Raw genomic sequence first — 23,874 nt, 5'->3', positions numbered from 1 at the left:
CTCAACTCTCTTTGTTCGTAACGTAGGCCAAGGCGATTCGCGCAACTTCTTCGGTGAACTCGTGCCCCAGTTCGGGCAGCACGATATGGCGGGCGAGCCGACCATATCCCGCGTCCAGATCCGCGCGGACCGCGTCGTGCCGCACGAACCGGTCGCGCCCTCCGGTCACGACCAGGACGTCAGGTACCGCGTGCCCGGTATCCGGAGCCGGTATCCGGCCGCAGACCAGCACGGCTCGCCCGCAGAGCGACGAGCCGGCCACCGCCATGGCGGCCACCGAGGCTCCCTGAGAGAACCCCACGACACCGGTATGCCGCGCCGACACCCGGTGGCGCTGCTGCATCCGCGCGATGTACTCGGCCACGGCAGGGGCGGCCCGGCGGGACCGCTCCGCGATCACCGAGGGCTGCGAGGAGATTTCGAACCAGGCCCGCCCCTCCCGGGCGAACCTGGGTGTGCACGGCCCGTCCGGGCCGGCGACCACCGTTCGGGTGTCCTGGCCCTCGCTGCCGCCTGCGGCCGCGGTCAGGACTCCGGCGATCCCCGCCCCCGTCCCGCCGTATCCGTGCAGCGCGACGATCAGTCGGCGGTGCCTAGGCACTGACCGCCACCTCGCTCCTGTCCGCGGAGTCGTCCAGCCAGTTGAGCCACTCCACGGTGGACAACAGCGCGAACGCCAGGGTGCAGGCCGCCGCGTCACCGGCGGCCAGGCGCTCACGCAACTGCAGCATTCCTGAAGGCCGTACGCCCAGGCGCTGGTGCAGCGACTCGGTGGCGTCGGCCAGAGTCCGGTCCACCCGCGGCAGCAGGCCGCCCCGCAGCCACTGGCGGACGGGGGCGCGGAAGGGCAGCTTCGGCTGCGCGCGGTAGGACGGCGGGAGCAGGTCCGCGAACGCCTCGCGCAGCACTGCCTTCGTCTGGCTGCCGCGCACCAGCGAACGCGCCGGGTACCGCCTGGAGAGTTCGGCGACTCCACCGTGCAGGAAGGGCGTTCTGCCTTCGATGCCCTCAGCCATCAACAGATGGTCGGTGCGGCGCAGCAGCGGTTCGAGGCTGTGTTCGTACTCGTGCTCCCGTACCACATCGACGACGGTGGGCTCGATGCCGTGGCGTTGGGCGGCGGCCTCCTGCGATCGGCCTATCGCTCTCCTCAGTTCTCCGGTGGCGGCGGCACACGCGTCTCTTCCGAGCAGTGCGGTGACGAGCTCAAGGCGCTCGTACGGGAGGTAGAAGTCGACGGGATCGGTGAACTCACCGGCGTAGAGCGCCCGGTAGCGGTGGTAGCCGGCGAACAGCTCGTCTGCTCCTTCGCCGACCAGCAGCACCGTGATCCCCTGGGCTCTGGCCAGTTTCGCCAGCGCCCGGTACATCGGCAGACTCGACATGGCCACCGGTTCGCCGAGCGACCGGACCGCGGCCGGCAGCCCGGTGAGCAGGTCGGCCGGGCCGAACGAGATCGAGCGGTGCTGCCAGGTTCCGATGACGCCATCGGAGAGACCCAGGTCGCTGAGGTCGCGGACCCCGTCACCGGTGTCCTCGGGCAGGACGCTGACCGTGGGCAGATCGCGGATGCCGCGCCGCGCGAGCAGCCGGGCCACCAGGGTGGAGTCCAAGCCACCGCTGACGGCGAGGCCCACCCGGCGATCGGTCAGCAGCATCCGGTCGACAGCCGTCTCAAGGGCGGTCCGCAGCTCCGCCGCCTCGGGTACGCCGGGGGCACAGGGCGTCGGACGGGTCAGGACCGACTGGGTGATCCGCCCGTCGCGCAGCGTCAGCCGCTCTCCTGGCCTGACCGCTCTGATCCCCTCGAAGAACGATCCGCCGTCGACGACTCGGCGCCCACTGAGCAGGAACTGCGCGAACGCCGCGAGCCTGACCGGAGCCCGGCCGAAGACATCCACCAGTGGCCCCACCTCGGAAGCGAGCGCAACGCCGTCCGGTGATTCGCGCAGGTAGAGAGGTTTGATGCCCAGCGGGTCGCGCACGGCCCACAGCGTCCCGTCAGGGAGCCCGCCGACCACCGCGTACATCCCGTCCACCGCCGCTGCCGCGTCCGGCTCGCCGGCACGCCGCGCCTCTTCGAAACCGCCCTCTGGCACCAGGCCGTCGGCACGGTAGACCTCCCCGTTGAACGCGAAGACGACACCTGGCCCGGCGAAGGGCACGGAATCCCGCTGTCTGCTCCGTACCCGGAGCCGGGCCATCCCCAAGGCCGCGGTTCCGTGGCCGACGAGGCCGAGGCCGTCCGGTCCGCGATGCCGTAGCTGCTCGAGGACCCCGGCGGCGACTTCGCTTGCCGACCACTCCCCCGCGTGCGGTCTCAGCGAGACACCCACCACGCCGCACACGGTCAGTCCCCGCTGCCGAAGGACGGCGGGTCGAGGAGACTGCTGTTGTAGTCGCCGGCCAGCACATGGTTGAGGTAGGTGCCGGAACCGGCGACCACTTGGTAGCTGTGCCGCACGCCCGCGGGGATGAACACCGAGGCCGGACTGAGCACTCGGAACGACTCCTCACCCAGGTGCACGTCCACTTCGAGCCCCTGGTAGTTCTCCTGGGTGCCGAGGAAGACGAACAGGCTGTCGCAGTGGTGCACATGGCCATCGACATGCCCGGCGCCATAGCTGTCGAGTTCGGGGATGCGGCGGGCGATGCAGTACTGGCCGGCGCCGGAGACGAACCTCTCGTCCACCAGGACGAACCTGTCGCCGGGTCCCGCGCGGTGGTGCCGCAGTTCCGTCGCGGACACGATCGGCGGCTTGACGATCCACTCGGCCGGAGTCCTCGGCAGTTCGTCACCGCCGATGACCCGTTCGGCTCCGAACAGTTCAGGAGCGATCCACTCGTAGGAGGCAGGATCGCGATCCACCGCCATGAGATGGAGTCTGGATACGTGGCGGAATACGTTCTTGCCCACGACGGGCCGTCGGTCATCCGGCGCCGACCGGGAGTAGGCGCCGACGCGACGGCTGAGGTCGCGCAGCCGCTGACCGTTCGCACACGTGCGGGTGCCCCGGTGGTCCAGGTTGGCGAGGAGCGCGCCCAGATCAACGATTCCGGCCCGCTCTCCGAGCCCGTTGACCGAGGTGGAAATCCAGGTGGCGCCGGCGTCGATGGCTGCGAGTGCGTTGGCGAGGGCGAGACCTCTGTCATCGTGCAGATGCACCTCGATCTCGGCGTCAAGGCCGCTCGACAGCAGCCTCCGCACGAGTTCGCCGGTTCTCCCCGGTTCCAGCACCCCTATGGTGTCGGCGATACCGATCCGGTCAGCGCCCGCTTTGATCGCTCTGGTGTACGTCTCCACCAGTAGGTCGAAGTCGGTACGGCTGCTGTCCTCGACGGTGAACCGCACCTGCAGGCCCAATTGACGTGCGTATCCGACGGACTCGTCGATTTTGCGGTGCACGTCGTCTCTGCTGTAGCCGGGGAGCCTGCTGTTGAGTGAAATGTCGTTGACCCCGAGGAAAATACCCACCCAGTCGGCACCGGTCTTGGCCACCGCATCGACGTCGTTGTTGTTCGCCCTGGCGTGTGCGAGAACAGGCACCGCACCGCTGGCTTCCACTACCGCTGCCACCCGAAGCTGCTCATGGTGGCCGATCGCGGGGTGCCCGCATTCCACCGTGTCGACGCCGCACGCTATGAGAGATCGAGCCACTTCCACGCTCTGCTCTGTGGTGAAGGTGCCGTTGGCAGCCTGCATTCCTTCACGCAGCGTGGCGTCGATGATGCGCACCGGCCGGTCATTCATGGTCGCCCCTCTCCGTTACCCAAGTCAGACCAGCACCCGTTGCACACACCCCGCCCCGGTACGCGCCGCCGGTGGTACTGCCGTACATGTCGGCGTATTCGGGCGGCAGGGCAGGACTGCCCGCAAAAGCGAGCCACAACCGCAGAAGCAACCTGCCCTCGTCAGGGCCGGCGGCATCACGGAACGCACTCCTGGCGTGCAGGATGTGGAAGTTGTTGATCCATTGAATGTCACCTGGCTGCAGTTCCATCTGCAGCGCCACTCCCTGCCGGTGGAGCAGTTCGTCCATGAAATCCATGGCAGCAACCTGCTCGGCGGTCAGCCGCGGTGCCCGCGCATGACGCTGGGAACCCTCGACGAAACGCCGCACATAGCGGGCTGAGAAATCCCCTGCGAACTGGCTGAACACCGGAAGTTCACACCAGTCGGGACGACCGGCAGGTGCCTCGCCTCGCTGGTCGTGCGGGAACGCCTGATACAGCACCGCCAGCAGGTCGGGACGTTCGCGCAGTATGAGGTTGTGGAGGGCTTTGCTCGACACCAGTTGACTGTGTCCGCCCTCGACGGCGGCACGGATGCACAGCAGCCCGATGACGTCCGTACGGTCGGCGTGGAAGGCGAGGGCGCTGGAACTGTGGTGGCCACGCTGGGTGGGAACTGCGATCTTCGCCCCTTGATCCTCGACCCGGGCGATGAAATTCCCCGCGCGTGTCTGCGAAACGGGCGCGCCGATCAACCTGCCGAACAGCCAGTACGCCGCTTCCACCAGTTCGAACTCGGCATCCACCGGGAAACCGGTGAGCTGGACGAAGCCGGGGAAACCGGCGAGACGCCGGTGTACCTGCCCGACCAGGGAACGCGTTGCGGGACCGGCCAGGGGAGGCGATGCGTCGGGGTTCTTCTCCGCCGCCTTGTCAACGAAATCGCGGGCCAGCACGAGCAGTTCGTCCGCGACTTGCCGCGGAATGGGAAGGCGCCACTGTTCGGGGTCAGCGGAGAGGTCCGCTCCGAGCCAGTCGCCCGCTACTGCTGTCGGTGCGGTGCGTATGTCGGTCATACGCCACTTCCCGCACGGCAATCAGTCGTGACGCCCGGATACCGGCGGCCGGACCGGCACTGTCCAGCCGGATCACCGCGCTGGACGGATGCGGAAACGGACAGAAGGTCGCTGTAGCGCTCATGGGCGTAATCGGCGTACTCGCCTGCGGTGAGTGAATCTCTTATCTCTCTGATGCCATCGACGACCCTCAGGTCCGCGTGAAACCCGATGCGCTTCTCCATGCGGTCGAAGCTGACCCGGTAATCACGTACGTCGGTGACGCCATCCAGCGTGACGAGTTCGGATCCCGGCACCTCGGCCGCGATCTGCCGACCGATGTCACCGAGTTGGTAGCAGTCCGCGGCGGAGCCGCAGTTGTACACGTGCGGTACGGAGGGTGTGTCGCCTGCTTCCACGGCCATCTGCAGCGCCTTCGCCGCGTCGTTGACGTGGAGGAATGGCCGCCATTGCTTTCCGCCATGGACTTCGATCTTGCCGTTGCGGACCGCGTTCGCCGTCATCACGTTCACCGCGAGGTCGAATCTCATGCGGGGCGCCAACCCATACAGCGTGGCGAGCCGCACAATGACGGGCGTGAATCCGACATCCTGACTCACCAGGAGATGGTGTTCGGCGCGGACCTTCGATTCCGCGTAGTCCGAGTGCGGTTGCAGAGGCGAGTCCACCTCCGCCACCTCGTCGACGACACCGTAGTTGCTGCAGGTCGAGGAGAAGACGAAACGGGCCACCCCGGCCTTGCGGCACTCCGTGACCAGCCGCACGGTGGCAAGGTAGTTGACCTCCCAGGTCAACTCGGTGTTGATGCTGCTGGCCGGATCGCCTACGACTGCTGCCAGATGAACCACGCAGTCCACGTTCTTCAGCACCGCTGACCAGTCGGCGATGTCGCGCACATCGCCTTCGATATAGTCAACGGGGCCTGACTCCATGCGCCAGCCCGGAATCAGGCCGTTGTCGAGAACGGTGACGTGATATCCCCCGTCTCGAACCAGCCTTTTCACCAGGGCAGATCCGACGTACCCGCAGCCTCCGGTAATCAGAACCCTTCGTCTCACGCGCCCTCCTTGGATTCTCCGGCTCCCTCGCCGTGCGGCTCGATGACAAGCACGTCAGGAACAATGGAACCCGCGTACCACGGCTGCGCTCGGCGCAACTGTGCCCGCAGTTCCTTCTCGTCCGGCGCACCGCGCATGGTCAGCCGCGCGTGCAGCACGATCGAGCCGTCTTCGGTGTGCCGGGGAGTCAGTTCGCAACTCGTGACACCGGGCGCGGAAAGCATCAGCCGCCTGGTCATCTCCGGATCAACGGCGACCTCACTTCGGTGCCCGTACAGCAGCGAGCCACGCGCGCCGAGTTCCGGAATCCCCAACTCTGAGATGGGCAGGTCGGGATGGTCGGCCAGCGTCTCAAGGAACGTGAGTCCGTGGTCCAGGATCTTCCGCGCGTCCCGCTCCGCGCACAGCGGGCCGCGCACGGTGAGCAGGAGGAGCGGCTCCGGCAAGTGGCGAATGGTGAGGGCGAGATCCGGCTTGCCCGCGGCCGGGTCGTACCGCATCGTCACGTTCCGCAGCCGCTCCGGAGCCGGTCCGTAGAGAAACGACGCGTGTGCGCGACGGATCGTCGGTACGTAGTTCACTTCGAAGGCGGGCTGGAACACCGAGCCGTTGGAGCGCTCCTCGGAATTGAGCCAGTCAAGGAGTGCGTTCGCGTCGTACATGGTGTTTCCGGTGGCTGCGTCGAGTACCTTGCCCGACTTCTCCACTCTCCCGCGGAGGGTGTCCTCACGGTCACCGTCCACGACACAGAAGAAGGGCTGTGCGATCTGCGCGACGGCCCGGAAGTCCGCCGGCAGCACACGATTCCCATGGGTGGTCTTGAACGTGTGACGGTGCTGGCCCGACAACAGGCCGACCACCGTGCTGAGCGCGGCCACCCACGCCGTCTGCGGAGAGACCCGCAATTTGCGGCAGGTCACCGTGATGCGGTCCGCCGTCTGCCGGTCCAACGGCACCTGACTCACCTGGGCCTGCTCGGTCTCCGGCCGCTCTCCCGCGCCGTACGTGCAGGACCGCGGGGCGTTCGCGAGCACCGATTTCCAGTAGGCGGTGCTCTCTTGGACATCCGGGTGCTCGTTGCCCTTCGCATAGGTGCTCGCCTGCGGTGTGATGCTGGGTGCGGCGCTGCCGCTCTTCCGCAGCAACTCGGCCAGGTGCGCCGTCACCGCCTGCTTGCCGAGCGAATCGACGAAGACATGCGAAAGGCTCAGCTTGATCGCCGCTACGCGGTCCCGCTCGAGGTAGAACACCGCTTTGACCGACGACTCCCGTGGCTGGACCGGAACCGTGCCCCAAAGGTCCTCGTCGGGCTCGTAGGGCCGCGTCTCGATGCAGTCGTGGATCTCGGCGAGGGCCTCAGGTGCTGATACCACCCGCTGCCGCGGGATTCCGTCGTCGTCGTGGCACAGGCGGCTGCGGAGTCCCTCGTGCGCGCTGATCAGTTGGCTCAGAGCCTGCGTCGCGGCGTCCAGGGAAATGTCCTCGACCGGCGAGAGGACGAGCGTCTGCACGCGTATCGGCAGCTCGGCGTCGGTCCAATTGCGGTGGTTGCGCAGCTGGGATGGATTGAGTTCCAGCAGGTTGTCGTCTTGCTTCATATCTCATCCAACTTTCCTGCAGTACGGCGGCCACTCAGCGAAACGGCGCTTACTCAGAGAACTCGATCAGGATTGCGGTCGCATCATCCGAGGCCTTCCTGCGGGGAAATCTGGTAGCTGACTCATCGGCCAGCTCCAGCGCCCTTGTCTTGTCGATTACCTCCTGGCAACTGGTCGCTCTGAGCGATCGGTAGATTTCGTGGCGGTCGATGTGGCCGAATATGTCGGTAAGTTGCGTCACGCCGTCCGTTACCAGCGCGGCACCAGCGACCTCGGCCATCGAGAAGCGTCCGTTCACTGCCTCCGCGGCCACACCCGGATCGGCGGCCACCGTAAAGAAGCCCTCCTTGGAATTGCGGAAGGCGTCCCCAAATACCTGATATTCCTTGGTGGTGCGCTCCCACTCCTCGGATCCGATGGGAAGGGCATCGAGCCGAGCCCGCCAGGCCCGCATGTCCGGTCGTTCCCTGACGGCCTCCACGCGAATGTCGCGGAGGAAGTGCACCTCCGCCGTGGCTGGCACCGTGGTCTCCAGCATCGCCTCGCTGTCGCCGAGAACCAGGTACTCGAGGTGGTCCGCGTCCCAGCGGACCGCCGCCAGCGTCGCCTGCGGTGTGCGCGGATGCCCGAGATCGCATACTCCGGAATGCTGCTCGGTCGTCCTGGAGATCGCATCGGCCAGACACTGGGCGAAGGGCCGGTCCATCCTGGCGGCGAGCTCCACCAGGCTTCCGCCGACCGCGGTGGTGAACCACGGTGTGCCGTGTGAGCATCCCGTTCCAGGGGCGACGGGCGCGCTGACGCCATCGAGTACGACGGCTACGCCACCGCGTCCCATGGCCGGCAGTGCGGCAGCGGCAAAATCCTCGTTCTGCACGGCTCCGAGGGAAGCCCTGCTGGCGATGTCAATGCGCATGTTTATCCCACACACTCGTTCCGGGAGAGGTTACGGACCGCGGGCAGCGACAGCAGAATGAGACAGACCACGATGCCTATGCCGGTCGCGAAATGGAGTAGCTGAACAGCACCTACGACTCCGGCCACGGGACCGGCCAGCGCCTGCCCCACCGGTTTCATCATCAGCGAGCCTGCCGCGTCATAGGCGTGCACTCGACCAAGGAACTCGACCGGTACATGCGTTTGTACGCTGGTGTGGAACATGACGCCCCAGAACGCCATGCTCGCCCCGCCGACGCAATAGCAGGCGCCGAGCATCGGAGCCGACAGGTCGAATGTCGAACCCAGTGGAATCAGCACGTAGAAGAACATCGCGATGGTGGCCGCACGAATCGGTCGCATCGGACGCAGTTTGATCGCGATCACTCCACCCAGGACGCTGCCGAGTCCCATGGCGGACATGACCAAGCCGAAGGTCGAAGCGCCAAGCCGATCGACCAGGATGCCGTTGGTGAGGGTCAGGGTCGGCCCCCAGGAGCCCAGCTGAAACAGCATCCAGACCGCTACGACTTGCCACAGCCACCGCCGCGCCACGAACTCGCGCCAGCCCACGAAGAGATCGCCGCGCAGCGAGGTCTTCGGCCCGTCGCGCGCGGGCAGGGGCGCCAGGCGCAGCAGCAGCAGGCAGCAGCCGCTGGCGCCGAACGTCAGGGCGTCGAAGGCGATCACGGCGGCGGGCTGCATCAGCGCCAGCAGCCCACCGGCGACAGCCGGACCGAAGACGATGGTGGACGACTCCGCGATGCGCAGGACGGCGTTGGCCCGCTGCACATCGGACGCGAGCCTGGGGGTCACGCTGGCCACGCCCGGCTGGAACAGCGCACCGCCGGTGCCGAGCATGGCCAGCAGGGCGAGGATCACCCAGAGCTGCGGTCGTCCGGCCAGCAGCAGGCCCGCCAGGGTGAGTTGGACGGCCAGGCGCACGAAGTCCGCGAAGATCATCAGTCGCCGCGCGCCGAGCCGGTCCGACAGCACCCCGCCGAAGATCATGAACCCCGCGAACGGCGCCAGATGCGCGGCAAGGCCGTATCCCACGCCCGAGATGCCGTAGCCGGACTCCAGCATGGCGGCAGTGATCGCTACCGGGAGTGCGGCGTCCCCGAGCAGTGACGTGGTCCTGGCCGTGAAGAAGAGTCGGAAATCCGGAACCCAGAGTGTGGGCTTGGCGTTCCGCTCTTCGACCTGGACCCCGTCGTTGGTCACCCGGACTCCGTCGTGGCCTCAGCTGCGGCGAGAGAACGTATCTGCTCGAGCGTCATGACGTCACGCTCGTGGAAGTTCGCCGCGGAGCTGTCCGCGAAGACCACGACCATGCCCCGGCGGTCCTCGTCGGACGTGTTCGGCTCACTCCCGTGCACGAAGGTGGATTCCCACATCGCGGATTCGCCGGGCTTGAGCAGGAAGTCGTGCCGCTCGGCGAGTTCGGGCACTTTGTAGCTCAGGGTTTCGTGCCACGGGTGGTCGGGGTCGTCGCGGTGTTCGATCACGCCGTGGACGTGCGAGCCCGGATAGCCGTGCAGGCCGCCGTTGGCGGGCGACACGTCGGTCAGGGCGGTCCACATGTTGAAGGAGCCGGGCAGGTGGCGGTCCCACAGTGCCTGGTCCTGATGGGGCGCGACGTGGGTGCCGATGCGGGCCGGCTTGAGGAAGGCCGCGTGGAGGATCGCCACGGCACTGGGACCGATGAGCGTCTCCGCCAGGTCAAGTGCCCCCATCCGGTGGAGGATCGGCGCGTAGAGTTTCTTGTCGCACCACAGGAGGCGACGCAGTTTGCGCAGCCTGCGTGTTTCGCCCTGCTCGTCGTACTGCGCCTGATAGCCCGGAGGAATCCGGTCCGATGCATCCAGCTTGTCGAAGTGCTCGAGTACTGCCAGCCGGTCACTTTCACTCAGGCGAGGTCCGAGTTCGAGGAAGCCGTTCCGTCGGAACTTTGCCCAGTCCAGGTCGAAGCCTGCTGCAGTCATGTTCACTCCTTGGCGTTAGGCGTGTTCAGCGCATGCCATCGCGCGTGGGCGGCGCGACGGTCGATCTTGTGCTGTGCCAGTCGGGGAAGTGGTTCCGTCGTCTTGACGATGCGGCGCGGTGTCCGCTGGCTCCCCAACTCCAGAGAGAGGTGCTTGCGTAGGTCTGCGGTGCTGGTTTCCGCATCCGGTCCTGGTGCCACTCGCACGAGCAGCCCCACGTCTTCGCCGGTGGGCAGTTGAAGCCGAATGGCCGCCGATTCCAGCACGCCGGGATGGCCGTTGGCGGCCTCTTCGATCTCGTGCAGGTAGACGGTGAATGCCCCTCTGAGCACCACGTCCTTGTGCCGACCGGTGATGCTGTAGCAGCCGTTCGCGTCCCTGCGGGCGAGGTCGCCGGTGCTGACCCAGCCCTCCCGGAACACGTCCTTGTTCGCGGTGTCGTTCGCGTAATAGCCGTGGCTCACCGCTGCCCCGGCCACTTCGAGTTCGCCTTCGCCCGGGCCGGCGACGATGCTGCCGTCCGCTGCCCGCAGCCTCGCTTCCACGGTCGCGGGCCGGCCAATGGAGTGGGTCGCTCGCCCGTCAGGTCCGATGTCTCCGAAGAAGGCGGCGAAGGAGACTTCGGTGAGGCCGTAGACGTTCAGGAGTACGGCGCCGCAGTTCTGCTGGATGGCCCGCTGTGACTGCTCGAAGAGGGGTGCGCCACCCGACAGACAGGCGATGGTGTCCCCGTGTTCGGCTCCGGGATCCACCGACATCTTGGTGAGGAGATCGACGAGCGGCGGGACCAGATAGGTGACGTCGACGTCATGTTCTCTGAGCCTCGCCCAATAGCCTTTCGCCGATGCGAGGGAGAGCTCGGGAAGGACCGTGACAGGTAGTCCCATGACAGCGGGCCACAGGTAGTTCATGCCGAGGATGCCAAGACCTGACAGACGCATGGTGACGCCGAAGCGGCGCCGTCTCTGCCCCAGGAGCGCGGTCAGCGCGGCACCGCCGGCCCGATAGGCATGGAGCAGCTGGCTGTGCGACAGCACCACTCCCCTCGGGTCACTGGTGGAGCCCGAGGTGTAGCTGAGCAGCGCGGTGTCGCTCGGCAACGGTGGAGCGTCCGCGTCGACGTCCGGAGCTCTCTCGCAGGTGCCGCGGGCCGGGTCGAAGAGCGTCTCGACGGCGCTCAGCCGCAGCACCGAGCGAGTGGTGGTACGCCCCCACTGGCTGTCCAGGAGGACCGGCACGCCGCCCACCTGCCAGACGGCGAGCACACCGGGAAGCACGTCCGGGTGGTCGATCATGACCACGGCGCAGCGGCCGCCCGGGCCAAGTCCGGCCTCCCGCAGCTTCGGTGCGAGCTCCAGGCTGCGTTCAAGGAGATCACGCCAGGTCAGCGTGGTCCCTTCGTAGGGAGCGCGGGCGTAGACGAGCGCCTCGCCGTCCGGCGTACTCGCCGCCTGATGCTCGTAGATCTCAAGCAGCGTGTCCGCGCTCATGCCGGGATCTCCGCCGGGGCCCACCGCACCTCGCCGCCGTGCGGCGTGCACCGGGCGAGCAGCAGGCGCCGCCCGTCGGGCCACAGCTCGCAACGGACCTCGACCACGGCCGAGTCGTCCTCGCTCGGCTCCATGGAAATCCAGGCCAGCGGCCGGTCGGCGCTGGTACCGGCGCCGTGCGCACGCACGACGTCCGCGAACTTGGCACGTTCGGCGTCATCGAAGTACGTGAGGACCATGGAGTGGTAGAGCACGGTGGCCTGGCCTGCCGGGCGGGTGGCGAGCTGCCGGGAAGCCCACGAGCAGGCGTCGTCCGCATCGATCGGGACAGCGGGAGCGGACCGTGCGATCTCGAGCGCCGCGTTGAGCCGGGTCATGCGCTCGACGTGTTCAGGCCACACGAACGATCTCAAGAGGTCCATGCGCCTCGGGTCGCGCACGTCGATCGGGTTGAGGTCGCAGCCCCTGCGTTCGACGACCTCTGGGGCTCCGGTCGGCGGATCGCCCTCCTTGAACTGCCCGGTCAGCCGCAAGGCCGAGCTCGCGGGCCCCCAGCTCCGCTCGCCTGCGGCGACGAAGTACCGGTCGACGAGGAGGTTGAGGCCGGCGCTGGCACCGACCTCGAGCAGCCGGACCGGCATTCCTGTCGCCTCGGCCACGTAATTGATCGCTGCGGACAGCGGAGCCGCTCGTCCCACCTCATTGGTCTGCACACCGGCCGACAGCTCCCGCCGCACCGCCGGCAACCGGTCCTGGAGAAAGGCCAGAAATGCCGGAACGAGTCGATCGACATCGCACCGCCCGCCGAAAACCGGGTAGTAGACCGTGATCCAGGAAGCGTTCTCCGCCAGGGCCACCCGGTTGACCGCGCCAAGCAGCCTGAGGCATTGGGCGGACTGGACGGGGTCCTGCACGTCCGAGGTGAGCAGCTCGGTAAGCCCAGGGTCGCGACCGAGCTGGTCCATCACCCCGGTGATCACCCCTACATAGCCGACCGACCCGGCCTGCCTGCAGATTTCCCGCTGCCAGGCCCAGCCCGCGAGCACCTGCCCCACGGTGAGCGTCATGCCGGCTGCACCAGCTTGTAGGCGTTGCGCAGCGTGGAGACCGACTCCGGACCGGCCTCCTCCGGATCGATCGGCGCGCCTCTGACTTCCTCTATGAAGAAGAAGAACTCCAGGACCGACAGTGAGTCGAGCAAGCCGGAGTCCAGAAGTTCGGTATCCGAGGCGAGTTCCAGGTCGGCCTCGCCCAGAATCTCGCGCAGATACTTCTTGCTCTCCTCGTAAAAGGTCTCTTCATCCATCGCTGTTCTCCTCCCCGCGTCAGCTGCCTACCGGCCTCAGGGACGGTACGGAGTACCCACGCCGCGTCCCGCCGATCCGCCCGGGTCGCCTGCTCGCCGACCGGCTGAGGCACTGTATAGGCGGGGCGCATGGCCGTTGAATGATCGTTATCGTGAGGCCGCGAGCGCGTGGCCAGGTCGGGCAACGAGGCGAGGTAGAGCCAGCCCTGGCGGCGCAGTTCAGCGGTGACGCGAGGGACGCCGTAATTGCGCCGGGACGCGGGCGACCGCCGTCACCGTCCGGCCCGACGACCGCACGAGCTCGATCGCGTCCCGCTTGTACTCAGTCAGTCGGCCCTTCCACCTCGACCCGGCCGGCGAACCAGTCGGCCAGATCCCGCATCCGGTCCGCGACCTCCCGGTCGTCCGCACCCCGGACGACCGCGAGCCCGGCCCGCAGGTGGGAGGCAGCCGTGACGTCCGGCATGACCTGGCCGGGAGAGATGTCGAAGGTGGCCCGGACGACGCCGGGCCGCGTCAACACCTCTTCCAGGGACGGCATTGCGCGGACCCGGCCGGCCGGACCCGGCAGGTTCATCCCGCCGAATACCGCGTCGGCCGAGTGCTCCGGCCGGGAGGCGATCTCCGTGGGGCTGCCGAGCACGGCACGCGCCCACTCGTCGCGCAGGTTGACCCCAAAGGTCAGCTCTACGACGTCGTCGGTGCGTCCGCCGCCCACGCGGGCCGCGCACTCGCCGAAGACGACCCGCCCTCCCGGCTCCTGGAACACCTCCAGATGGAAAGGGCCATCGAGGTATTCCAGAGACTTGAGCGAAGTTTCGGCAAGCGCGTGGACATCCGCGTAAAGATCCAGGTATTCGGTGGGCGGCAATGCGACGTGAGCGACCATCCCACCTTCGTGTATTTCGATCAGATTCTGCAGGTAGCGAGCAATGGAAAGAATCTTGATTTCGCCGTCACGGATCAGTCCGTCGACCTTGAATTCAACACCGGCAATGAATTCTTCAACCAGCCACGGACCCTTACCTCCGGCGGCAGCCCGGTCCAGGCATTCCTGGGTCGAGTTCGCGTCGCGGAGCACGTATGTATGCCGGGCGCCACCCCCGTCGAGTGGCTTGAGTACGCTCGGGTACGCCACGGCCGACGCATCCAGGGCGCCCAGGGACTCCAGCACCGAGCATGCCGCCGTCGCCACCCCCGCGTTCCGGACCAATCGCTTCTGCAGGTACTTGTCACGCATCGCCAGGGTGGCGCGTGCCGAGGCCCGGGAACGGCCCGCGAGCTCGGCCAGTACGGCAGCTGGAACCAGGCAGAACTCCAGCACGCTACAGATCACGTCATAGTCATCCAGAGCCAGCCCGTCCCGCGCGAGGCCGGCCAGCACGTCCTCGACGTTCGAGGGCCGTGGCACCACGATGGCGCTGCCCGCCGCGCGGGCCGCGACCGCGTCCGGCGGGGCCACAACGGAGGTGATCCGGGCTCCCGCCCGTTCCAGCGCGGCGACAGCGCGCGGCATCCATCCAATGTGGAGTACGGCAGGTCCGATCTGCATGCACTTCCCCCCATTAATAATAGGCTTGCCTATTTCGCGTAAAATCGCGAAGGGATTCAGAGCTATCCGCCGTGGACTTTAGCTCCGAATTCCCTATAGCGTCCATGTGATTTATATCACACAAACAAGCTTGCGTACTTCACTCGGTCTGGATATACAGTCTGCCGAATTAATTCTTCTCGGCTTTCTGCGCGTAATCCTGTCCCCTGGCGGAACGGAGGGCCGCGTGCCCGATGAATTCACCCCGGACTTATGGCTAATCGCTGAGGGCTACGATCGACGCCGCATCGGCGTCTTACCCATGCCGGACCGCGCTTGGTCGGCCGTGGCCGTCAAGCCCGCAGCGAGCACCGCCCGATGACCGCCCCGGCGGAACACACCCTGACTGAGCGAACTGCCGCCCCGGGCCCGCCCCTCAGCCAACTTGTCGGCGCGTTCCGCCCGGCGGGACCGCCCGACGCGGACACTCGGGAGCGTCGGCAGCGACTCGCGGACTTCGTACGGCAAGTCGAGCCCCGTGTCCACCGCGCACCCTCGGCCGACCGTGAGGCCGTGCGCACTCTGCTCGGCTGGAACGACGAGGCCCTGCACCGGTTCGTCAACTCGCCGATGATCGTGCATAGTTCGACGCACGTCAGCATGAACGCCTTCGCACCCATGGTGGCCTTCCCATGGTTCTGCCTGCGCCTGCTGACCCATGCGACGGGCGATCCGCAGGGCGGCGGGGGAACCCACCTGCGCACCCAGCTCACCCACAACAACCTGACGGACAACCGCTGGAAGCCGCACGTGTGGTGGCGTCTCGGCGCGCACGGCAGACTGGCCCGCACCCAGCTGTTCAGTCGTCAGCCGCGCTACGCCCACCAAGTGCTCGTGGCCCTGGGCGTCCCCGACACACCGCGCGACGATCTGGCCCCGAGCGATGCGCGGGCGCTGCGCCTGGCCCGGCACGCCACCACCTTCGCGTATTTCGCGATGATGTACCGGATGGGTCTGGAGCGGGAGGTCGGACTGCACCTCGCGGACGGCACCGTCGAGATCCCCGTCGATCTCATGAACGCCTTCTCGCTGCGCGAGGGCGAGTTTCTCCGCTGGCACCGCGCGATCTACCGGCAGGGTCTGTTCCTGCGCCGTATCGGCGAGGACCGACGACTCCACCCGCTGTCCGCCGACGAGGCCGCCACGTTGGGCCCGGGCGACCCCCTGCGGCCCGAGACCACGCTCATCTGCCCCAACCATGTCAACCTGGGCCACGCCCACCGCATGGGCGTTTCTGCGACCATCGGTGCCGACCGGATGGCTTCGTACGAGCAAGAGATGACCGGCGTTCTCGCCGCCTTCCTCGCCGAACTTGGCGAGTCGCACGCACCGCCGCAGTTCCTGGGCGTGGCCGGCCTCGACCTCGACCGGCTCCTGCCGCTCCCCGAGCGGCTGCGGGACGAACTCGCCGCCGAGGGTGGCAAAGCGTCCCTGCCGCTGTACGCGGCATTCCATGGCGGGCAACTCGTGCCCTTGCTCGACGTCGCGTTCGACCACCCGACGGGCGGGCTCGCCTCGGTCGTCACCCGCCGCGTACCAGAGCCCTGGGCCCGTACGTGAACCACCGGGGACGGACACCCGCCGCCCGCGGAACCGAACCGGCACGACCTTCGGAGAGGAACCCGATGTCGCAGCACACAGATTTCGGCTTGATCATCCGTCGTAAGGAGCTTGAGTTCACCGAGGAGGAAGGCTGCCTGGTCAGCCGGCCCGTCGGTCCGCACGTCGGCGCCGAGTATGTCTCGGTCGACATCGTGCGGATCCCGCACGGCGCGAGCTGGAAGCCGGACCTCTACACCGTGGAGGAGGTCACTGCCATCGTCTTCGACGGGCGCGGCAGCGCCCATATCGGCGGTGAGAGCACCGAGGTCCGCAAGGGCTCCACCGCGTACGCGCCGGCCGGGCACACCGTCACCTTCACCGCTGACTGTGACGCCGAAGCCGAAGCCGACGAGATGACGGTCTACTTCTGGCGGGCGCCGTTGCCGCAGGGGCGGCCCAAGGGCTCCGCCCCCACACTCTTCAACACTGTGTACGACGAGTCCGCCGCCATCCGCAGGTTCGCCGGCACGGGCGAGATCGCCCCCGTGGGCGACGAGCGCCGCGCGTTCATGAACTTCCCGCACTGGCCCGGAAATGGCTGCGCCTACCTGTGCATCAACAGCGGCATGGCTGGTCCGGGCAACACCTTCAACATCCACGGTCATCCGGGGGCCGAGGACGCCCTCTTCGCCCTCGATGGCAGAGGTCAGTTCTTCCTCGGCGACACCTGGCTCGACATGGACCCCGGCGACGGCGTCTACGCCCGCTCCGGGGTCCTGCACGGCACACGCAACCCGGAAGGCCCGGACGCGGCCGACCTTTTCGTCTCGGTGGGTGGCCCTGTGCCGTACGACGCCGCCCTCTACCGGGCCGCCGGCCTCTCGCCCGAGGTCGTCTGACGCTCCGGGCGTCCCATACCCCGTACCCCGTACCCCGTACGTCCTGCACTCCGCCACCCCAAGGAGGGCCCCGTCATGCCCGTCATCACCGTCGACTGGTGGGCTGGATACGACCACGAGCGGCGTCGCGCTCTCATCAAGGAGCTCACAGCCACGGTCTCCCAAGTCGCCGACTGCCCGGCCGAAGCCGTCACCGTGATCGTCCGTGACGTGGAGAAGACCCACTGGGGCAAAGGCGGGCGTCCCGCTTCCGACGGCTGACCCGGCCCTCGCTGACCCAGCCCTCGCCGACCGCCCGAGCGCAATCCCGGAAAGGTGTGACCCATGACCGTCACAGCAGTACCCGGAGCCATCGTCCGAGCGAACGAGCTGCGCTTCCGCGTCCAGGACGGGTGCTCTGTGGCCACCGCGGTGGGCCCTTCGCTCGGAGCGCGGATCGTGCGTCTCGACGTTGTCCGCGTACCGGCGGGAGCGACCTGGCGCCCCGCCGACGCGCCGGAGGAGGAGAACGTGGTCGTCGTCTTCGACGGCTCGGGCACCGCCACCTCCGGTGTCGAGCGAATGGACGTGGAGAGGGCGAGCACCGTGTACGCGCCCACCGGCGACGCGTACGCGCTGATCGCGGGGGACAGCGGGCTCGTCGCCTACGTGTGGCGCAGCCGTCTCCTCGACGGTCGCCGACCCGGCTCCGCGCCGCGCCGGTTCAACTCGTTGTGGAACGGGGAAACCCAGCTGCGGGGTTTCACCGGAACCGGCCAGGCAACCGCCTCGGACCGGGCCGCCACGATGAACTTCCTGTTCTGGCCGGGCACCGGATCCCCTCAACTCTGCCTGCACTGCGGGGTGATGAGCCCGGGCGAGTACTTCAATGTGCACGTCCACCCCGAGAGCGAAGAGGCCTTCATCGTCATCGAGGGCACCGGTCAGCTGTACCTGGCCGACCGTTGGCACGACGCCGCCCCCGGCGACGTGTTGTACGCAGCGCCGGGCGTGCCGCACGGCACCCGGCACAACGGCCAGGACCCGGACGGCCCCCGGTTCGCCACCTGTGGTGGACCGACCCCATTCGACCCCGTGCTCTACCAGCGGGCTGGTGTCCCGACCGAAGTAAAGTGAGACCCGCATGTGCAGAATCTTCGGGCACTTCGACGCCCGGGTCACTTGGCACGAATTACGCACCGTGGCCGCCGTTCAGCAGCACGGCGGGCCCGACGCCCAGACCTTCGCAACCGGTGAGGGCTGGGCCCTTGGCAGCAACCGCCTCGCCGTGATGGATCCCTCCGGCGGATCACAGCCCTACCGCCTGGGCGAGCACATCACCGTCGTCTTCAACGGCGAGATCTACAACCACGCCGAACTGCGCACCCGCCTCACCGCGCTGGGTCACCGTTTCTCCGGTACCTGCGACGGACTGGTGCTGCCCGCGCTGTACGCGGAGTTCGGCCCCGACTTCACGGAGCACCTCGACGGCATGTACTCCATCGCCGTCATGGACCTGCGTGGTGAGCCCACCCTGCTGCTGGTCGGCGACGAGTCGGGGATGAAGCCCCTCTACTACCACTGGGACGAGCGGGCCGGGCAGCTGCGGTTCGCCTCCGAGCTGCCCGCCCTGCTCGCCTTCCCCGGGGTGCGGGCCGCCGTCTGGGAGCCGGGCCTGGACGAGTATCTGTCCACAAAGACCCCCCTCGGCGAGCAGACCATGTTCGAGGGGATACGGGTGCTGCCGCCCGCCACCACCCTGACCGTCAATCGCTCCGGAGGGCTGCGCGCAGTCCGGCGCCACCCGAGGTCCTGCGACGAGGTCCCCGCCGGTCCCGCCGAGGCTGCCGACCGCGTACGCGAGCTGCTGCACACCGAGACGGCTCGCCTGGTCCGCGCCGACGCACCGCTGTCGGTGATCACCAGCGGTGGCCTTGACTCCAGCCTGGTGTCGGCCTTGGCCGTGCGCGAGGTGCCGGGCCTGCACAGCTTCAACATCGCCTACACCGGCGAATGGCCGCATGACGAGCGCCACTTCGCCCGCGAGGCGGCCTTGCGCAACGGCACCCGCCACCACCAGGTGGAGGTCGACCCGGCCGACTTCCACCACCTGCTCCCGCAGGTCGTGTGGCACCTCGGTCAGCCCAATGCCGACCCGATCACGCTCTCGACCTACGTCCTGTTCGGCGCGGTGCGGGACGCCGGCTTCCGCGTCGCGCTCACCGGCGACGCCGCCGACGAACTCTTCGGCGGCTACGACCGTATCCGTTCGGCCCTGGACGCGCCCGCCGGCAACGGCTGGGTGGCAGGTTACGTCGAGTCGCTGGCGGCGGTACCGCGCGCGCTGCGCGAGACCCTGTACACCTCCGCGTACCGCGACTTCGTCCGGACGCGAGGGTCCGCCGCCGACAGCATCGCCCGCGACCTCACCTCGTCACGGGCGGGCCGGCTGGCGACGATCACTGAGTTCGAGACCCGTTTCCGCATGCCCGCCTACCACCTGCGCCGGGTCGACCACCTCAGCATGGCCTCCTCGGTCGAGGTCCGGCTGCCTTTCTGCCAACCCTCGCTGGTGCGGTACGCCAAGGCCTTGCCGGACGAACTGAAGGTGTCCGGCGGCCGGGGGAAGCGGACATTGTACGGAGCGGCTGCCGGATTGCTGCCCGAGTCGGTGCTCACGCGCCCCAAGCAGCCCTTTACCCTGCCGATCGCCGCGATGCTGGTCCCGGGCACCGTGCTGTACACCTACGCCCGGGATGTCCTGGATCCGGTGCGGTTGCGCAGGCGCGGCATGCTCGACGCCGCGGCGGTGGATCGGCTCTTTGCCGAGCAGGCGGTATGGCCGTCGGAGCGCGCCGCACTGGCCCTGTGGTCCCTGCTCGTCCACGAGCTGTGGCTGGAGCAGTTCATGCCCTCGTTCGGGTCGGCGCACGGGCCGGCAGCCGTCACGGACCGGGAGTACGCAGCGTGAGGGGGTCCATCGCGGAAGTGACGGGCGCGCCCTGTCCGACCTTGGTCCTGGAGGTCGACGAGGCCGCGAATGTGGAGCACGAGTTGCGGCCACTCCTGACCGAGGCCCGCCGCTGGCTGGTCCGCAACGGCCACAGGGACGTTCTCAAAGTCGCACTGGTATCGGCTTCGCCGCATCCGCTGTTCGACCTCGACTACCGGTTTGTCCAGTGCCTGCCCGAGGCCCTCGATGCCTTCGATTTCAGGGGTAGTTGCGGTCACTCGATCCTGGCCACTGTGTTGGTCGCCAGTGACCTGCGGCTGGTGCCGAGGCTGGCGCCGGGGGACCGGGTGCGCCTGCGCATCCTCAACAACGGGGACCACATCGTGTGTGAGGCCGACGAAACCCGCCGTCTCGGCGGTGACTTCACCCTGCACTTTGTCCAGCAGGAGGGCACCAGGCTCAGTCGGCTTTTGATGACCGGGCAGCCGGTGGTCAAGTTATCCACGCCCTCCGGGATATACGAGGTGTCTCTGGCCTCCCTGGGAAATCCGTACGTCTTCGTTGACGCGCGGGACCTGGGGATTGCGAAGCAGGCCGAGCTCTTCGCGGCCGGCGCAGAGGTCTTCGACGAACTCCAGCAGATCCGGCGGGCCGCCGCGGAATTTCTGGGGATGCCCGCCACCGGTGTGTTCCCGAAGGTCGCCGCAGTCACTTCACACCGCCAGGGTCGACTGGCCGCCCGCTCCATCTCGGTGCCCACCTGGCATCCGACCCTGGCCTTGACCGGCGCTGTCTGCCTTGCTGCCACAGCGAGTTGCCCGGGCACGATACCGGCCCGCCTGCTGGCCGGGCACGCGGACGGCACTATGCGCGTCGAGATCGACACGGCGGGCGGATCCACGGCGGCGCTCGTCAAGGTCGAGCAGGAACCCGCCGGAGCACTTCTGCAGTGGGTGAGCGTCAGCCGGAAGCAGGCCCGGCTGTTGTCCGGCCCGCTCGACCTGAGCACGCTCTGCTCCCATGCGGCCCACGCGTCGGCCGCCGCCCACCTCCCCCTGACGGTGTGACCGCTCCGTCGAGCCCATGACTGCGGCACGCCCTGACCCGTCACGATCGAGGACAACAGATGACCGCACCCGCCCCGTCACCCCTCTTCACCCGGGATCCGCTGCCGGAACCCCTGAACACCGAGATGCGCACGCTGCTCGCCGCTTCCGCCGCGGCCGCCGACCGCAGCGGCCTGCCCGACCTGGACGCCGTGGACGCGCTGCGCCGAACGGGCCTGCTGGGCCTCTCCGTTCCCTATGAGTACGGTGGCGCCGGCGCCGGACCCGTTGAGCTCAACCGCTGCGTCGCTCAGATCGCCTCGGTCAACGCCTCCGCTGCGATCATTCTCTTCCAGCACTACGCGGTGAGCAGCCGGATCGTCGAGCAGGGCACCCCGGAGCAGCATGCGGAGCTGCTCCCCAGGCTCGCCTCGGGCGAGTGGCTCGCGGCCTCCGCGTGGAGCGAGACGGGGGCCGGAGCCGACAAAAAGCGCCTGTCCACGACTGGCCACCGCACCGAAGACGGCGGCTGGGTGCTCGACGGTGCCAAGTCGTTCACCACCAGCGCGGGCCTGGCCGGCATCTACCTCGTCCTGGTCCGGACCGGGGAGGCCTCGGCCCTCGAAGCGGGCGAGCCGGGCTACGGAGCAGCGGGCCAGACCTTCTTTCTCGTACGCGGCGACAACCCGGGCCTGTTCCCGGACACGTCCCTGCCGCTCGTCGGCATGCGTGGATCCGCCACCGGTTTCGTCTCGCTGCGGAACTGCCAGGTGGCGGACACGGACCGGCTCGGCCCGGCCGGCGCGGCGGCCTCGATCATCGCCAAGGTACGGGAGAGCGGCGCGACCCTGGGCGCCGTGGCCCTGGGCGTGGCCCAGGCCGCCCTGGAGTGTGCCCACGAACACGCCACTGCCCATGACTTGTTGGAGCACCAGGCGGTACGACACCGACTGGTGGACCTCGCCACTGAGGTCGAGTCGGCGCGCGCGATGGTCGAACGGGCAGGCCGCAAGGACTCCGCCGACCCGGGCACGACCACCCTTCATTCCAAGCTCTGCGCTACCGCCGTGGCCGAACGGGTTATCACCGGAGCCGAACAGATACTTGGCTCCGCCGGCTATGCCGAGGCACACCCCGTCAACCGCTACCGGCGCGACGCGCGTGCCGTCGCGCTGATGGGCCCGACCAACGATCTCTGCAGGGAACTGGTGGGCACGCCGTGGACGCAATAAACACCGCCGATGTCTCTGCCGGTGGCGCGGACCTGGTCGTTGCGGGTGGCCGCCTGGTCACCCCCGACGGAGTCCGCGAGGGCACTGTCGTCATCAGGGACAGCCGGATAGACGCCCTCCTCGCGGCCGAGGACGAGGTCCCGGCCGGCCCTCGGCTCGATGCCGAGGGCCGTTACATTCTGCCCGGATTGATCGACTCGCACGTCCACTTCCGCACCCCGGGCCTGGAGTACAAGGAGGACTGGGAGCACGGTAGCCGGGCCGCGATCGCGGGCGGCGTCACCACCGTCCTCGACATGCCCAACACCAGACCGCCGGCACTCGACGAGGCCACCCTTCTCGACAAAGCCCGTAATGTGCAGGGCCGTTCTTGGGTGGACCACCGCTTCCATATTGGTGCCGACCCGGAGAACCCCGGCCTGCTCGCCACCCTCGACCCGGAGGCGGCCACCTCCGCGAAGGTGTTCATGGCGGGCCACCACACCGCCCCGGTCGTCTTCCGCGAGGCCCGGCAGCTGGCTGCGGTCTTCGAAGCGGCTGCTTGCGGCGGCGTCCAACTCGTCCTGCACGCCGAGGCCCAGCATGTCTTCGACCTCCTGGACGGCTGGCGGGGCGAACCCCACTCGTACGCGGGCTACGAGTCGCACCGCCCGCGCACGGGCGCGATCGTCGCGGTTGCCCAAGTCATCGACCTGGTACGCACGCACGGCACCCGGGCCCACGTCCTGCATGCCTCCACTGCCGAAGAGGTCGACATGCTCACGGCGGCGGCCGCCGAAGGGCTGCCCGTCACCTTTGAAGTCACCGGCCACCACTTGTCGTTCACAGACACCGACACCTGCCGCCGTGGTCCCCGCACCCGACTGTCCCCGGCCATCCGTGCCCAGCGGGACCAGGACCGGCTGTGGGAGGCGGTACTGGCGGGCCACGCCACCACGGCCGGCAGCGACCACGCCCCGCACACCGTCGAGGAGAAGAACCGCCGGCCGGCCGAGGCCCCGCCGGGACTGCCGGGTGTACAGGAACTGCCCGCGGCGCTGTGGACGGGCCTGATGGCTCGGGCATCTCACGGTGATCCCGATGAGTCGGCTCGTCATGTGGCACGCCTTATGGGCTCCGGCCCGGCGGACCTGTTCGGACTGCCGGGGAAGGGCCGGTTGGCCGTGGGCGCGGACGCGGACCTGCTGCTCCTTGACCCCGAGCACCGCTGGCAACTGTCCTCAGCCACCATCGAGTCGAAGTGCGGCTGGTCGGCCTACGAAGGCTGGGTCTTCACGGGCAGGGTCACGACGACCGTGAAGAACGGCCACCTGGTGTGGGACGTGAACACGGGCTTCAAAGGAATGCCGTCGGGCCGCTTGCTGCCCTCTGCCGTCCGCCCATCGTCGGTGACGACGCGATGACGGACTGGACACTGCCAGGAAGGCGCCTTCGATGCGAAGGAAGCAACA

At 68.1% G+C, this 23,874-nt stretch carries 21 protein-coding genes; 8 read left to right on the top strand and 13 right to left on the bottom strand.

Annotated features, from left to right (window positions below):
- Position 1 precedes the first annotated feature (1 nt).
- The 13 genes from AB0O76_RS34340 to AB0O76_RS34280 all read right to left on the bottom strand — a co-directional run bounded on the left by AB0O76_RS34340 (position 2) and on the right by AB0O76_RS34280 (position 14,697).
- The gene (locus tag AB0O76_RS34340; RefSeq protein ID WP_365499554.1) at positions 2-601 is read right to left on the bottom strand and encodes a hypothetical protein; all 600 of its coding nucleotides are present in this window, start codon (positions 599-601) and stop codon (positions 2-4) included.
- A complete protein-coding gene (locus tag AB0O76_RS34335; RefSeq protein WP_365499551.1) occupies positions 594-2,339 on the bottom strand; it encodes an asparagine synthetase B in 1,746 nt (581 codons plus the stop codon). The genes AB0O76_RS34340 and AB0O76_RS34335 overlap by 8 nt, the downstream gene beginning before the upstream one ends.
- A gap of 11 nt (positions 2,340-2,350) precedes the next feature.
- On the bottom strand, positions 2,351-3,751 hold the full coding sequence (locus tag AB0O76_RS34330; protein ID WP_365499548.1) for a hypothetical protein: 1,401 nt from the start codon (positions 3,749-3,751) through the stop codon (positions 2,351-2,353).
- Positions 3,744-4,808 carry a TauD/TfdA family dioxygenase gene (locus tag AB0O76_RS34325; protein ID WP_365499546.1) on the bottom strand — a complete coding sequence of 355 codons (1,065 nt, stop codon included), beginning with the start codon at positions 4,806-4,808 and terminating at the stop codon, positions 3,744-3,746. The genes AB0O76_RS34330 and AB0O76_RS34325 overlap by 8 nt, the downstream gene beginning before the upstream one ends.
- Positions 4,805-5,866 carry an SDR family oxidoreductase gene (locus tag AB0O76_RS34320; protein ID WP_365499543.1) on the bottom strand — a complete coding sequence of 354 codons (1,062 nt, stop codon included), beginning with the start codon at positions 5,864-5,866 and terminating at the stop codon, positions 4,805-4,807. The genes AB0O76_RS34325 and AB0O76_RS34320 overlap by 4 nt, the downstream gene beginning before the upstream one ends.
- A complete protein-coding gene (locus AB0O76_RS34315; RefSeq protein WP_365499540.1) occupies positions 5,863-7,464 on the bottom strand; it encodes a condensation domain-containing protein in 1,602 nt (533 codons plus the stop codon). The genes AB0O76_RS34320 and AB0O76_RS34315 overlap by 4 nt, the downstream gene beginning before the upstream one ends.
- Positions 7,465-7,513: 49 nt before the next feature.
- Positions 7,514-8,380, bottom strand: a complete 867-nt coding sequence (locus tag AB0O76_RS34310; RefSeq protein WP_365499537.1) for a hypothetical protein — start codon at positions 8,378-8,380, stop codon at positions 7,514-7,516.
- Positions 8,381-8,382: 2 nt separating this feature from the next.
- Positions 8,383-9,624, bottom strand: a complete 1,242-nt coding sequence (locus tag AB0O76_RS34305) for an MFS transporter (protein WP_365499534.1) — start codon at positions 9,622-9,624, stop codon at positions 8,383-8,385.
- Positions 9,621-10,385 (bottom strand): phytanoyl-CoA dioxygenase family protein, encoded by a 765-nt coding sequence (locus AB0O76_RS34300; protein ID WP_365499531.1) that lies wholly within the window; start codon positions 10,383-10,385, stop codon positions 9,621-9,623. The genes AB0O76_RS34305 and AB0O76_RS34300 overlap by 4 nt, the downstream gene beginning before the upstream one ends.
- A 2-nt stretch (positions 10,386-10,387) precedes the next feature.
- Positions 10,388-11,875 (bottom strand): class I adenylate-forming enzyme family protein, encoded by a 1,488-nt coding sequence (locus AB0O76_RS34295; RefSeq protein WP_365499528.1) that lies wholly within the window; start codon positions 11,873-11,875, stop codon positions 10,388-10,390.
- Entirely contained in the window at positions 11,872-12,942 is a 1,071-nt protein-coding gene (locus AB0O76_RS34290; RefSeq protein ID WP_365499525.1) for a DUF2332 domain-containing protein, read from the bottom strand. The genes AB0O76_RS34295 and AB0O76_RS34290 overlap by 4 nt, the downstream gene beginning before the upstream one ends.
- The gene (locus tag AB0O76_RS34285; RefSeq protein WP_365499522.1) at positions 12,939-13,181 is read right to left on the bottom strand and encodes a phosphopantetheine-binding protein; all 243 of its coding nucleotides are present in this window, start codon (positions 13,179-13,181) and stop codon (positions 12,939-12,941) included. The genes AB0O76_RS34290 and AB0O76_RS34285 overlap by 4 nt, the downstream gene beginning before the upstream one ends.
- A gap of 322 nt (positions 13,182-13,503) precedes the next feature.
- Positions 13,504-14,697 carry an ATP-grasp domain-containing protein gene (locus AB0O76_RS34280; RefSeq protein WP_365499519.1) on the bottom strand — a complete coding sequence of 398 codons (1,194 nt, stop codon included), beginning with the start codon at positions 14,695-14,697 and terminating at the stop codon, positions 13,504-13,506.
- A gap of 588 nt (positions 14,698-15,285) precedes the next feature.
- Here AB0O76_RS34280 and AB0O76_RS34275 point away from each other — a divergent pair.
- The 8 genes from AB0O76_RS34275 (at position 15,286) to AB0O76_RS34240 (ending at position 23,826) form a co-directional block, all read left to right on the top strand.
- The gene (locus tag AB0O76_RS34275) at positions 15,286-16,332 is read left to right on the top strand and encodes a hypothetical protein (RefSeq protein ID WP_365499516.1); all 1,047 of its coding nucleotides are present in this window, start codon (positions 15,286-15,288) and stop codon (positions 16,330-16,332) included.
- Between the two features lie 65 nt (positions 16,333-16,397).
- Positions 16,398-17,213 (top strand): cupin domain-containing protein, encoded by an 816-nt coding sequence (locus AB0O76_RS34270; RefSeq protein WP_365499513.1) that lies wholly within the window; start codon positions 16,398-16,400, stop codon positions 17,211-17,213.
- A 75-nt stretch (positions 17,214-17,288) separates the two neighbouring features.
- Complete coding sequence (locus AB0O76_RS34265) at positions 17,289-17,474, top strand: tautomerase family protein (RefSeq protein ID WP_365499510.1); 186 nt, start codon at positions 17,289-17,291, stop codon at positions 17,472-17,474.
- A 63-nt stretch (positions 17,475-17,537) separates the two neighbouring features.
- Positions 17,538-18,329, top strand: coding sequence for a cupin domain-containing protein (locus AB0O76_RS34260; protein WP_365499507.1), 792 nt, complete (start codon positions 17,538-17,540; stop codon positions 18,327-18,329).
- Between the two features lie 7 nt (positions 18,330-18,336).
- Positions 18,337-20,163: an asparagine synthase (glutamine-hydrolyzing) gene (gene asnB / locus AB0O76_RS34255; RefSeq protein ID WP_365499504.1), complete on the top strand. Its 1,827-nt coding sequence runs from the start codon at positions 18,337-18,339 to the stop codon at positions 20,161-20,163.
- Positions 20,164-20,204: 41 nt separating this feature from the next.
- Positions 20,205-21,212 (top strand): PrpF domain-containing protein, encoded by a 1,008-nt coding sequence (locus tag AB0O76_RS34250; RefSeq protein WP_365499501.1) that lies wholly within the window; start codon positions 20,205-20,207, stop codon positions 21,210-21,212.
- Between the two features lie 59 nt (positions 21,213-21,271).
- Positions 21,272-22,423, top strand: coding sequence for an acyl-CoA dehydrogenase family protein (locus AB0O76_RS34245; protein WP_365499498.1), 1,152 nt, complete (start codon positions 21,272-21,274; stop codon positions 22,421-22,423).
- Positions 22,411-23,826: a dihydroorotase family protein gene (locus AB0O76_RS34240; protein ID WP_365499495.1), complete on the top strand. Its 1,416-nt coding sequence runs from the start codon at positions 22,411-22,413 to the stop codon at positions 23,824-23,826. Before AB0O76_RS34245 ends, AB0O76_RS34240 begins: the two co-directional genes overlap by 13 nt.
- Positions 23,827-23,874: the final 48 nt, after the last annotated feature.

It is taken from the genome of Streptomyces sp. NPDC086554 (genome assembly GCF_040686095.1).
Classification (GTDB): Bacteria; Actinomycetota; Actinomycetes; order Streptomycetales; family Streptomycetaceae; genus Streptomyces.
This window is presented reverse-complemented; position numbering and strand designations above follow the sequence as displayed.

Excerpts from the sequence above, each read along its gene's own strand:
- AB0O76_RS34315 (WP_365499540.1), bottom strand. The coding sequence starts at position 7,464 with ATGAAGCAAGACGACAACCTGCTGGAACTCAATCCATCCCAGCTGCGC.
- AB0O76_RS34310 (WP_365499537.1), bottom strand. The coding sequence starts at position 8,380 with ATGCGCATTGACATCGCCAGCAGGGCTTCCCTCGGAGCCGTGCAGAAC.
- AB0O76_RS34325 (WP_365499546.1), bottom strand. The coding sequence starts at position 4,808 with ATGACCGACATACGCACCGCACCGACAGCAGTAGCGGGCGACTGGCTC.
- asnB (WP_365499504.1), top strand. The coding sequence starts at position 18,337 with ATGTGCAGAATCTTCGGGCACTTCGACGCCCGGGTCACTTGGCACGAA.
- AB0O76_RS34260 (WP_365499507.1), top strand. The coding sequence starts at position 17,538 with ATGACCGTCACAGCAGTACCCGGAGCCATCGTCCGAGCGAACGAGCTG.
- AB0O76_RS34265 (WP_365499510.1), top strand. The coding sequence starts at position 17,289 with ATGCCCGTCATCACCGTCGACTGGTGGGCTGGATACGACCACGAGCGG.
- AB0O76_RS34285 (WP_365499522.1), bottom strand. The coding sequence starts at position 13,181 with ATGGATGAAGAGACCTTTTACGAGGAGAGCAAGAAGTATCTGCGCGAG.
- AB0O76_RS34330 (WP_365499548.1), bottom strand. The coding sequence starts at position 3,751 with ATGAATGACCGGCCGGTGCGCATCATCGACGCCACGCTGCGTGAAGGA.
- AB0O76_RS34295 (WP_365499528.1), bottom strand. The coding sequence starts at position 11,875 with ATGAGCGCGGACACGCTGCTTGAGATCTACGAGCATCAGGCGGCGAGT.
- AB0O76_RS34300 (WP_365499531.1), bottom strand. The coding sequence starts at position 10,385 with ATGACTGCAGCAGGCTTCGACCTGGACTGGGCAAAGTTCCGACGGAAC.
- AB0O76_RS34270 (WP_365499513.1), top strand. The coding sequence starts at position 16,398 with ATGTCGCAGCACACAGATTTCGGCTTGATCATCCGTCGTAAGGAGCTT.
- AB0O76_RS34245 (WP_365499498.1), top strand. The coding sequence starts at position 21,272 with ATGACCGCACCCGCCCCGTCACCCCTCTTCACCCGGGATCCGCTGCCG.
- AB0O76_RS34290 (WP_365499525.1), bottom strand. The coding sequence starts at position 12,942 with ATGACGCTCACCGTGGGGCAGGTGCTCGCGGGCTGGGCCTGGCAGCGG.
- AB0O76_RS34280 (WP_365499519.1), bottom strand. The coding sequence starts at position 14,697 with ATGCCGCGCGCTGTCGCCGCGCTGGAACGGGCGGGAGCCCGGATCACC.